The following is an 11,853-nucleotide window of genomic DNA, read 5'->3' as shown; positions in this document are numbered from 1 at the left end:
TTTTATCAGGCAACGTGGCGAACAGATTTACCGGGCTTTTTCGTTTTCTGAGCATGGCTGCGGATGATATCAATCACCCGCAACTGATCGGCTTCTTTCAAATCCGGGTAGATCGGCAGGCACAAAATTTGTTCTGCGATGGCATTGGCTACCGGTAAATGATCCACCGACGCAGTCGCTAAATGGCGGTACATCGCAAAGGAGCTGATCAGCGGGTAGAAATAGCGCCGCGAGTAGATCCCCTCGGCTTTTAGCGCATCGTACAGTCCGTCACGGGTTAAGGCATACTCGCCGCCCACCAGCACCGGATAATAAGCATGGTTCCAGTCAAAACGTCCGGCGGCGTCAAACCAGTTAATACCCGGAATGCCTTGCAACCCTTCACAGTAACGCTGATAAATCGCCGAACGGGCAGCTAACGCGCCATCAATGTATTTCAGTTGCAGCAGGCCAAACGCCGCTTCCATTTCGTTCATTTTGGCGTTGATCCCCGGCGCAACGACACGCGTTTCCCCGGCGAAGCCAAAGTTTTTCAGGTAATCAATGCGCTGTTTAGTACGCGCATCGTGGCAGATGATCGCCCCGCCTTCGAAGGTGTTAAACACTTTGGTGGCGTGGAAACTGAGCACCGACAGATCGCCATGATTGAGGATGCTGACGCCGTCCTGACGAACCCCAAAGGCGTGCGCTGCGTCGTAAATCACTTTCAGTCCGTAGACATCGGCAATTTGTTGGATTTTATCGACATCGCAAGGAATACCGTAGCAGTGCACCGGCATAATAGCCGTCGTTTGCGGCGTAATCAGCTCTTCAATGCGCTCAGGGCAAATATTAAAAGTCTGCGGATCGATATCGGCAAAGACGGGCGTCAGCCCATTCCACAACAAGGTGTGCGAGGTCGCGACAAAAGAGTAAGGCGTGGTGATCACTTCACCAGTCACGCGCAAAGCCTGCAATGCCGTCAACAGTGCCAGCGTACCATTGGAAAACAGGCACACGTGTTTTACGCCAAGGTAGTTCGCCAGCTCGTCTTCAAGCTGTTGATGAAAAGCGCCACCGTTGGTCAGGATGCGGTTTTGCCAAATCTTCTCCATGTAGGGTATGAACTCCTCAAGAGGAGGCAAAAGCGGACTCGTGACAAAGATGTTATCGCCCATAAGCGAACCTGCATATTTAAGAGGAATGCCCTCATCTTAGCGATGAGCAATCACTTTCGATCGGCAAAACAACGTCTATTTTCGGTGCCAATTAATCTAAACAAATCCTCTTCCGGCTCACTATCATCAGAATAGGGCTATAAAAATTGAGATGTTTAGCTGCTGAGTTAAGGGCAGTGTATGACAGAGTCATACCCTCACACCGATCAGTCAGCGCTTCGCGCGCGAAGCGCAACCAATGGATGAATAATGAACGAACACGCTCTGGTGAGTATCATCATTCCGGCGTATAAGCCGGATTTCTTCGAAACCGCACTGTGCAGCGCGCTCAATCAAAGCTGGCCGAATTGCGAAATCATTATCAGCGATGACAGCCGCGACGACACCATCCGACTGATCAGCGAGCGTTACGCCCGTGAGGCCGCCACACCGATAAAATACTTCAAAAATGAGACGGCGCTGGGCGAAGAGAATAACACCCTGCGCTGCGTGCGCGAGGCGCAGGGTCATTACATCAAGTTCCTCTACGACGACGACATCCTCTTCGAACACTGTATCACCCGGCTGGTGAACGCACTGGAGTCTGCCCCTGGCAACCGGCTGGCCACGTCACGCCGTTTACGCGTTGATGAATACGATAAACCGCTGGCGGACATTGTCGCCACTGCCGCGCCGTTTGCTGAAGATGTGATCCTCGACGGGCGCGATGTCATTGCTTACTTTGCCGACACGCTGGTGAACTTTATTGGTGAACCCAGCGTAATCCTATGTTACCGCGACGATTTACTGGCGTTTGGTGAGGGATTGTTCCTCCTGAACGGCGAGGCCATGCCGTTTCTGGCCGATATGACCATTTCATTAAAACTGCTGGCGCTGGGCAATCTGGCCTTTGTCGCTGAGACACTTTCCGCTTTCCGTATTTCAGGAAACCAGCAAAGCCAGTTGAACCAGACACGCCAGGATCAGGTCACCCGCACCTATACACGCATGCCAATCGTGATCCGCGAGCTGGGCTGGTACAAAGGCGATACTGAACAGAATCAGTGGGTCAATGTGGCCCCAATGCATGCACCAACGCAGTTCAGCCAGCAGAACCTGCACCACGCCATGTTACTCTCCGCCCAGCGTTCGCTGACGCATTTTCGCAGCGGCAAAATCCATGAATGGCTTGCTGGGCGTACGCTGCCTGCACAATATCGTCCGTTAGTGGAGGCTTTTCAGGAAGCACGCGGTACCACGCAAACCCTCACCGTCTTTGTTTTTCAACCGGGCAACAACACCGCTGCCTGTGAAAAAACACTGGCCAGCATCGCAGCGTACCAAAGTGTGGGACTGACCATCAGCCCGGTGGTGATTTGCGAAAACCCGCAAGCAGCGCCCGCAACAGCACCGACGCTCATCTGTCCGTATGCGCTACGCGCCACTGCGGTTAATCAGTATATTGCCGCCCGCCCCGGCGACTGGCTGTTGTGCCTGGACGCCGGAGAAACGTTACAAAGCAGCGGCATGTTGATGTTTGACCTGGCGCTGGACAGTGCGGCAGGCTGCGACGCCGTGTACGGCGATGCGTTTTACCAGGCCGCTGACGGCGAACTGACCGGCTCGGCCTTCCGTCCGGACTTTAACCTCGACCTGCTGTTGAGCCACCCGTCGGAGATGGCGCGCCACTGGATTTTCCGCAGTGCGACCCTGCTCGAGCTAGGGGGTTTCAATACGGAATATCAACAGGCGTGGCAGTTCGATTACATCGTGCGTTTGATTGAACAAAAAGGCATTCAGTTTGCTGGTCATCTGCCGGAAATTTTTGTTATCGCACAGGATCCCCAGCAAATGACGCAGGCGGAAGAGGTGGCGATCCTCACTCGCCACCTGCACCAGCGTGGTTATCCGCAGGGCCGCGTGGAGGCGCCAAAACCAGGTCTGTATGCGTTGCGCTACCAGCATGAGCAGCAGCCGCTGGTGTCAATTATTATCCCGACCAAAGACCAGCTTTCGATGCTGATCCCCTGCGTCACGAGCCTGCTGGAAAAAACACGCTACGCGAATTACGAACTGCTGATCGTCGACAACAACAGCGAAACCCCGGAAGCCCTGCAATGGCTGGAAGGGCTTTCCACCATCGATCCACAACGTATCCGTGTACTGCGTTACCCCTACCCTTTCAACTACTCGGCGATTAACAATATGGCGGCGCGGGAAGCGCGCGGTGAGTATCTGGTGTTGCTTAACAACGATACCGCCATCATCAGCGCTAACTGGCTGGATAACCTGCTTAACCATGGCCTGCGCCCGGAAGTGGGCATTACCGGCGCAAAACTGCTCTATCCAACCAGCAAAGTGCAGCATGCCGGTGTGGTGCTTGGCCTGCGCGGCCCTGCCGACCATCCGTTTATCGGCAGTGAGTCCGAGCGCAGCGGCTACATGAACCGCCTGCAGGTTGATCAGAACTACAACGTTGTGACGGCCGCCTGCCTGCTGATCCGTAAATCGGTCTATGACCAGGTGGGCGGGCTGGATGAAGAGAAATTCAAAGTCTCTTATAACGATGTCGATTTATGCCTGAAAGTGCGCGAAGCCGGGTATCTGACGGTCTGGACGCCACATGCGATGGTGATGCACGAAGGCAGCGTGAGCCAGAACAAAGTGGACAAAACCGCGCAGGAGAAGAAGCGCATTCGCTTTATAGGCGAGCAGGACGCGATGTACGAAAAATGGATGCCGCTGATTGCCAGCGATCCGGCTTACAACCCCAATCTGACGCTGGAGGGCGAAGGCTTCCAGTTTACGCTCGGTGAACACGATACCTGGCAGCCGTTGCACTGGAAACCGCTACCGCGTTTTATTACCTATCCGTTAAGCGATCACCGGGAGACGCAACAGCGGCTGGTACAACCGCTGGATCGCCTGAAAGCCGCCGCACTGGCTGATGGACAAAACGCCTACCGCGCCACCTCGTTTGCAGAAATTGTGCGTTACGCGCCGGATGCGTTGATCCTGTCGCGCCAGTGCTCGCCGTTTCTGCAGGAGTGGCTGCAGCGCCTGCGCAAAGTGACCCAGGTCTTCACCGTTTTTGATATCGACGAGTACCTGCCCGCCTTACCTGCCAAATCGCCGCTACGGGAAAAATTCCCGGCGGATTTCCAGCAGGTTCTGCGCGGCACGGTCGCCAGCGCCGATCGTCTGGTGGTCGCAAGCGATGTGCTTGCCGAAACCTGCGCTGGCTGGAATCACGATATTCGCGTTGTCCCTACACGCCTTGATCCTGCACAGTGGGCCAGGCTGACCAGCCTGCGCGGCATCGGGCAGAAGCCGCGCGTTGGCTGGGTGGGTAGCGCGGAACGCAGCGCCGATCTGGATGTGATATACCCCTTAATCAGCCAGCTTGCCGACCGGGTTGACTGGATCTTTTTTGGCTATTGCCCGCCGGCACTGCGCCCTTATCTGAAGGAGTATCACGCATCCTGGTCCAGCGAAGTGTATGCACAGCGGCTGGCTTCGCTCAATCTGGACCTCGCGCTGGCCCCACTGGCCGATAATCTCTTCAACCGCAACCTCAGCCCGCTGCGTTTGCTCGAGTATGGCGCGTGCGGCTATGCGGTGATTTGCAGCGATAATATCTGCTATCGCAACGATTTGCCGGTCACCCGTGTGGCCAGTTCAGCGAAGAAATGGCGAGAAGCCATTGAAATGCACCTGCACGATTTACCGGCAACGTGGAAACAGGGCGATGCGCTGCAAGCCTGGGTCCGTGAACATGGCATGTTACGGGGTGAGAATTTGCTTCAGCACGCGCGCAGCTGGCTACCTGACGCATGATGGTCAGGTGCCGGGACCGCAATTTTCAGCAAATCGATTATATAAAGGACAGTTATGTCTAAAAGCACATGCCTTATTTGTGGCACAGAGATGAGGCTATATTTCGTGAAGGAGGCGTATCTCGCACCTTCAACCCGCAATTTCACACAACAGCTGGTTCCCGTACAGTTTGATGAATGCCCGGCGTGCCATTTTCTCAGTTCACGAACGCACCAGTCGTTACCCGCGCAGGTGTGGGAAAAACTGAATCACGACCTGCATCATTATGCTGAAACAGAAGGGCGCAAGACGCACGATTTTAATCAACCGCCCTACCTTGCACAGGCAATGATGGTTGAACTGCTGGCACGCAACGGTCTTATTGATGACAGTGCCATCCTCGATTATGCCGCCGGTTACGGTTCACTGAGCCATATCCAGCGTAAATATTTTAACCGGGGCATCACCTGCTACGATAAGTACGTCAGAAACCCGGAACAGCACTATATCGACAATCCGCAGAAAAAAGCGTGGTCGCTGGTGATTAACTCGGCCATGTTTGAGCATGTCCTGACGCGTGCAGACCTGGATGCGGTCAACGACCTGGTTTCCGATACCGGGGCACTGATGATCCATACCGTGGTGGTGGAACGCGTGCCGAAAGATCCGAACTGGTTCTACATTGACACGCCGGTGCATACTGCCGTGCATACAAACCAGAGCATGGAGCGGCTGATGGCGCAGTGGGGGTACAAGTCCTCCATTTATAGCCCTGTCAGTAAAGCCTGGGTGCTGCTGCGTAAGCCGTACAGAGAGGTCCAGGCTCTGGTAGAGAGCATTAACGCGGAGCTGCAAACTGAATGGTTGTTCGGTAAAGAGGGTTTTGTTGATTACTGGAAAACCCGCTAAATCTGCCGATGAAAAAAGGCGCTTTGCAGCGCCTTTTTTTATTTCCCGGCAGGTAACCAGCCCTGACGCCAGTCATCCAGCCCGGCATCGCGCAGATACCAGTTTTGCAGGATAGCCTCGCGCAGCGCATCGCCCTGGCGTTCACGTAATGCTGCATCGTTAATATAAGCCAGAACCGCATTCATCCAGTCTTTGAAACGGTTTTCAACCAGGGTAACCGGCAAACCACAGCGATAAGGTTCAATGTCGGTGGCAATGATCGGCACGCCGCAGGTGCCAATTTCCAGCAGACGCAGGTTGCTCTTACATTCGTTGAACTGGTTGATTTGCAGCGGCACCAGCGCCAGGTCGAGATCCAGCGACGCCAGTTTTTCCGGGTACATTTCAAATGCCACGCCAGGGTGAAACTCGCAGCGTACATTGCGCGGTTTCATCCCCATAAATACCCATTCCACCTTTCCTTCCAGCTCTTTGATCAGCGGTAACAGGATCTCCAGATCGCCCGAATGGGAACTGCCGCCTGCCCAGCCAACGCGAACCTTTTTCCCCACGCCGCGCGCGCTGCGCAAGTGCTCCCACTGATTCGGCGCAAGGCGGTTTTGCGCAATACGAATATCAGAATGGAAACGGCTATAGGCTTCGGCCAGCGGCTGCGTGGACACCACTATCCAGTCGGCGCTGTCCATCACTTTCCGGAAACTTTTCAGCATCTGTTGCGGGAAGTGCTGACGGTTGCCGTTTTTAATCGGCACATTCAGTAAATAGTCGTCATATTCCAGCACAATTTTCGCCTGGCTGACTTCGCGCAGTTGCTTAAAGATATCCGGGAAACGGCTGCCGGTAATCAGCTCCAGCAGGATGACATCCGGCTGAAGTTGCGCCACTTCCATCACGCCTGGGATGGTGTTGGTTAACCCGCCTTCAAGCATCAGGTGCCGTTCCATTGCTTTAAACGGCTGCATCACCCGGTGGTGACCGCCGCCAACCCAGTTAATGTGGTGTGCCAGCACCACCGGTAACGGTCGCCCTGGCAACGGAGCATGCAATCGCGCACTGCTGGCGCTCAGGCTAAAGGCCTTGCCCATTTTTTGCATTAACGGATGGTAAGACGGCTCTGCCAGCAGCCCCTGCTGCCACTCGCGGCGCAGGGTGGAATAGTCCTGCAGTAACGGGCGTTCCTGCACATGGAATTTATTACCCAGCAGACGCGTCGCGCCCCCCATATGGCGGACGCGGGCATATGGCGTCCAGACATTGAGAAAGCCCTGCTTCTGCGCACGCAGGCCCAGATCGACATCCGCGAAATAGAGTGGGTAAGTTTCCTGGGTAAAGCCATTCAGCGCGAAGAACACTTCTTTACGCACCATCATGCAGGAGGCGCTGACCGCCGCGAGGTTACGCGGGGTTTTCAGATAGTACTGGAAGCCGTTGCTTTGACCATCGGCGCCCTCGAAAGCAACTTCCACGCCATGCTGCACGCCCAGCAGATAGCCGCCATGCTGAATGCGTCCATCGTGGTATTCCAGCCGGGCACCAACCAGACCAATTTCCGGGCGGAGTGCATGCTCCAGCAGCGCGTCCAGCCAGTCTCCGTCCACGATTTCGCAGTCGTTATTGAGGAAAACCAGCACATCGCCGCGCGCTTGCTGCGCCGCCGCATTGTTAATTTCGGCAAAATTAAACGGCGCGTCATAACGCAGAATACGCACCTGATCGATCCCCAACGCGGCCAGATCATTCAGGAAGCGACAGGCATCCTCGTCCACCGACTGATTATCGACAATGACTATTTCGTAGTGCGGGTACCGGGTCTTTTCCATCAGACTTTCAATACACCGCTTGAGTAAGGCAAATCGGTCACGGGTTGGAATAATGATCGATACCAGCGGCTTAGCCTGCCAGTGATAACGCAGCCGTTTGATCTGCGGTGCCAGCCCCGCTTCCAGCGTGGCGTTAATGCCAAGACGCTGCATATGCGCCAGCAGGATCTGCTCGCATTCGCCAGTGACTTCCGGCGTCTCACTCCAGCGCGTTGCCGGGTGCGGGCTTTCGACCAGAACCTCTGCTACATGGCCCAGCGCCTCTGTCCCCTGCCCTTCTACAAAACGCCACAGCAGATCGATCATCGCCGCCTGCGGGAATTGGCTGTTCAGGCCACCCAGTTGCCGGGCGATGTCGCGGTTAAACAGCAGGACGCGACCGATATACGGCAGGCCGCGCAGCAGGTCGATATTGACCTCCGGGCGCAGGGTCAGGATCGGTTCGCCATTCTCCGCCCGTGTCATTTCGTCGCAGTAAAATAGCCACGCCTTTTGTTGCTGCATACGTTGTTCGGCAAAACGCAATAACGCGTCGTCGCGCAGCGTGTAGCCTGCCGGGATGAGCAGCAGCGCTTCGGCATCGCGTGTGGCCAAAAGCTGATTGACGGTCGCAACCCAACGGGCATCATCGGCAACCACATCCACACTGGACGGTGCCAGCGACTGGCTTTTCACCGAAGCGAGCGTGCATGCGCTGTGTTCATTATCGCCAAGGATAATCACGCCAATACTGGCTTTGTCTGGCCATGCGTTAGCAAAAGTAAGCAGTGCTTCACGCCGGGCATCACTGATTTGCCGGTCTTCCAGCCAGCGATTAAAGGAGTAATCGCTGGTTTGCTGCTGCGCCAGCACGGCTTTGCTGTGAAAACTGAGGGTGTAGCGGGATTTCTCATCCAGTACGAACGGTTTTTCGACCAGCTTCTGAGCGAAAATGGCCGTAAGTGCCGCCTCGAGTTGCCATTTGACCGCATAATACGGGCGCTGCGCCTGCGCCCATGCCAGTGCACTGGCATAGCCGTTTTGCAGCAAATCCACCCACTCATCAGCGTCCGGGCAGTCACGCAGCGATAAGGCGCAGAAGTGCTCCGCCTCATGTCGGGCAACGTTATCTTCCGTGAGATAGCCTTCCACGTAGCCATCGTTAACGAGGAAAACAGGAATACCCAGCGTCAGGGCTTTTGCCACACTGTCTTCATTGCCAATGACAACGTCATACTGCTCAAGCCAGGCTGGCTCAATGCGCTGCACCTGCTGGCTGAGATCGAGCCACTCAAACTGGATCCCGGTATCGCGCACACGTTGCTGCACTTCATACATTTCGGCGGACATTTTCACCGCAATGTAGAGCACGCGGCTCAACGCCTGCGACTCACGGGTGCGAGTGTAATGGCCAAACGCAGCCGGCACCGTCCACGGTAGCGTCTGAAGCTGCGCGGGTTCGATACCCGTCTGCAGCAACAGCGCAGAGGTACGCGGTGAGAGATCGAGCGTCAGCGCGGCAAACTGGTTCTCCAGCGCCACACCCCACGGAATATAGACATCGTTGTAATCACTAAAATGACGGAAAACCATCGCCCCGGACAGTTGCCCTTCATCTATCGCGCGCAGCAGTTTTTCACTGAAGAAACCGCGGTAAACCCAGATAACGTCGTAATGCGTTTCCGGCTCACCCTGTTTGTCGGTGATCACCGTAAAGCGCCCGGTTGCTTCCAGGCGTGCGATTTCCCCGGCCAGTGCCTGCCCTGCCGCGCTGGTAATTACATCCACACGCCAGCCGTCCGCCAGCAAGGCGTCGGTAATGTCGAGCAGTTCGCTGCTGTGGGGGGTAAAGGCGTCAAATTTATCAACGCTGAGTAGTATGCTTCGCATCTGTCATCCTCATATCACCGGGCGCGGAGTGCCGGGCAATGGCAAAAGGCGGTCCTGTCGTTATGCAATATTGTGGGCGACGAAGGAAAGATTGAGAGGAAAAACAGCTTGCAGAAAAGGGGTTATATCTGGCGATTGACCATAAAAAAAGGCATCCGAGGATGCCTTTTTAAAGAATGGCGAATTAACGCAGCAGGGACAGCATGGTCTGCGGAACCTGGTTGGCCTGCGCCAGTACAGAAGAACCGGCCTGTTGCAGGATCTGCGCTCGCGACATGTTCGATACTTCGGTCGCGTAGTCGGAGTCCTGAATACGGCTGCGCGCTGCAGACAGGTTGTTCACGGTGTTGTTCAGGTTGGTGATGGTGGACTCGAAACGGTTCTGAGACGCACCCAGCAGGCTGCGCTGATCGTCAACCGCTTTGATGGCCGCATCGATGTCTGCCAGCGGGCTGCCGTCAACGGTACCACCGGTGGTCACAGTACCGCTCAGAACATCAAAGCCTTCAGCGGCGGTGGAACGTGCAGTCCCGTTGATGGTCTGGCCAGTAGTCTGGAAGGTATTGCCCGTTGCACTGTACAGGTTGTAAGAGTCTGAAGAGCTCAGGCTGATAGAGATAGTTTCGTTATCTTTAGAGCCAACCTGGAAGTTGTAGCTGCTGGAGCCGGTACCGGTGTTCAGGACTTTGATGCCGTTAAAGTCGGTCTGGGTGGTCACACGGTTGATCTCTTCCATACGCTGGTTAACTTCAGCCTGGATGGAGTCGATGTCGGAAGCAGAGTTGGAGCTGTTCTGCGCCTGAACGGTCAGGTCACGGATACGCTGCAGGTTGTTGTTGACTTCGCTCAGCGCGCCTTCAGCAGTCTGCGCCAGAGAGATACCGTCGTTGGCGTTACGGGCAGCAACGGTCAGGCCGTTGATGTTGGAAGTAAAGCGGTTAGCAATCGCCTGGCCAGCAGCATCATCTTTTGCACTGTTGATACGCAGACCGGAAGAGAGACGCTCGATCGCAGTACCCAGAGAAGACTGAGATTTAGTCAGGTTGTTCTGAGTCATCAGCGACAGGGTGTTAGTATTAATAACAGCCATGATAGTTATCCTTCATTGAGAAATTTATATTCCGGCATGGGCCAGCGGCTTCATCACCGTCATAATAGTTATCGACGTGACTGACGAACTCTTTAGCTATTTTTATATTTTTTGAGCGATTTTTGTCTAAAAAACAAACCATAACCATAATAAAAAAGCGCCGACAAGCGGCGCTTTTTGCGTACTACAAAATTTGCGATTAACGCAGCAGGGACAGCATGGTCTGCGGAACCTGGTTGGCCTGCGCCAGTACGGAAGAACCGGCCTGCTGCAGGATCTGCGCTCGCGACATGTTTGATACTTCGGTCGCGTAGTCGGAGTCCTGAATACGGCTGCGCGCTGCAGACAGGTTGTTCACGGTATTGTTCAGGTTGGTGATGGTGGACTCGAAACGGTTCTGAGACGCACCCAGCAGGCTGCGCTGATCGTCAACCGCTTTGATGGCCGCATCGATATCTGCCAGCGGGCTGCCGTCAGTGGCACCGCCGGTGGTCACAGTACCGCTCAGTACGTCGAAACCTTCTGCAGAAGTAGAACGCGCAGTGCCATTCACCAGGCCGCCAGTTGCGCCGGTTGCAGAAGAAGTGCTGAACAGGTTGTAAGAATCAGACTTGCTCAGGCTGATGGAGATGGTTTCGCTGTCTTTCGCGCCAACCTGGAAGCTGTAGCTGCTGGAGCCGGTACCGGTGTTCAGGACTTTGATGCCGTTGAAGTCGGTCTGCGTGGTCACACGGTTGATCTCTTCCATACGCTGGTTAACTTCAGCCTGAATGGAGTCGATGTCGGAAGCAGAGTTGGAGCTGTTCTGCGCCTGAACGGTCAGGTCACGGATACGCTGCAGGTTGTTGTTGACTTCGCTCAGCGCGCCTTCAGCAGTCTGCGCCAGAGAGATACCGTCGTTGGCGTTACGGGCAGCAACGGTCAGGCCGTTGATGTTGGAAGTAAAGCGGTTAGCAATCGCCTGGCCAGCAGCATCGTCTTTTGCACTGTTGATACGCAGACCGGAAGAGAGGCGCTCAATCGCCGTGCCCAGAGAAGACTGGGATTTGCTCAGGTTGTTCTGAGTCATCAGCGACAGGGTGTTAGTATTAATAACAGCCATAATAGTTATCCTTGGTTAAGTTTATATTCCGGTAAGCGCCAGCGGCTTCATCACCGTCATAATAGTTATCGACGGGATTACAAAACTCTTTAGCTTATTTGGCAGAAAAAT

Annotated in this window: 6 protein-coding genes; 2 read left to right on the top strand and 4 right to left on the bottom strand. The window is 55.0% G+C overall.

All coding sequences use genetic code 11. The annotated features are described in order from the left end of the window. Window positions 1–5 precede the first annotated feature (5 nt). On the bottom strand, window positions 6–1,157 hold the full coding sequence (locus ACUY4S_RS09615; RefSeq protein WP_312691573.1) for a DegT/DnrJ/EryC1/StrS family aminotransferase: 1,152 nt from the start codon (window positions 1,155–1,157) through the stop codon (window positions 6–8). Window positions 1,158–1,406: 249 nt separating this feature from the next. On the opposite strand from ACUY4S_RS09615, the gene ACUY4S_RS09610 reads away from it, so the two are divergent. Together ACUY4S_RS09610 and ACUY4S_RS09605 are read left to right on the top strand one after the other, a co-directional pair. Beyond that, window positions 1,407–4,973 (top strand): glycosyltransferase, encoded by a 3,567-nt coding sequence (locus tag ACUY4S_RS09610; protein WP_458023076.1) that lies wholly within the window; start codon window positions 1,407–1,409, stop codon window positions 4,971–4,973. Window positions 4,974–5,078: 105 nt separating this feature from the next. Next, complete coding sequence (locus tag ACUY4S_RS09605) at window positions 5,079–5,861, top strand: class I SAM-dependent methyltransferase (protein WP_312691571.1); 783 nt, start codon at window positions 5,079–5,081, stop codon at window positions 5,859–5,861. Between the two features lie 38 nt (window positions 5,862–5,899). Here the strand turns inward: ACUY4S_RS09605 and ACUY4S_RS09600 are convergent, their stop codons facing one another. The 3 genes from ACUY4S_RS09600 to ACUY4S_RS09590 form a co-directional block, all read right to left on the bottom strand. Next, window positions 5,900–9,550: a glycosyltransferase gene (locus ACUY4S_RS09600; protein ID WP_458023075.1), complete on the bottom strand. Its 3,651-nt coding sequence runs from the start codon at window positions 9,548–9,550 to the stop codon at window positions 5,900–5,902. A 184-nt stretch (window positions 9,551–9,734) separates the two neighbouring features. Continuing rightward, window positions 9,735–10,640: a flagellin N-terminal helical domain-containing protein gene (locus ACUY4S_RS09595; protein ID WP_458024261.1), complete on the bottom strand. Its 906-nt coding sequence runs from the start codon at window positions 10,638–10,640 to the stop codon at window positions 9,735–9,737. Between the two features lie 199 nt (window positions 10,641–10,839). Next, complete coding sequence (locus ACUY4S_RS09590) at window positions 10,840–11,742, bottom strand: flagellin N-terminal helical domain-containing protein (protein ID WP_312691568.1); 903 nt, start codon at window positions 11,740–11,742, stop codon at window positions 10,840–10,842. Window positions 11,743–11,853 lie beyond the last annotated feature (111 nt).

The organism is Kosakonia beeri (assembly GCF_054165705.1).
The sequence above is the reverse complement of the archived record's forward strand: the minus strand, read 5'-3'. Positions and strand labels throughout refer to the sequence as shown.

Excerpts from the sequence above, each read along its gene's own strand:
- ACUY4S_RS09600 (WP_458023075.1), bottom strand. The coding sequence starts at position 9,550 with ATGCGAAGCATACTACTCAGCGTTGATAAATTTGACGCCTTTACCCCC.
- ACUY4S_RS09595 (WP_458024261.1), bottom strand. The coding sequence starts at position 10,640 with ATGGCTGTTATTAATACTAACACCCTGTCGCTGATGACTCAGAACAAC.
- ACUY4S_RS09610 (WP_458023076.1), top strand. The coding sequence starts at position 1,407 with ATGAACGAACACGCTCTGGTGAGTATCATCATTCCGGCGTATAAGCCG.
- ACUY4S_RS09590 (WP_312691568.1), bottom strand. The coding sequence starts at position 11,742 with ATGGCTGTTATTAATACTAACACCCTGTCGCTGATGACTCAGAACAAC.
- ACUY4S_RS09615 (WP_312691573.1), bottom strand. The coding sequence starts at position 1,157 with ATGGGCGATAACATCTTTGTCACGAGTCCGCTTTTGCCTCCTCTTGAG.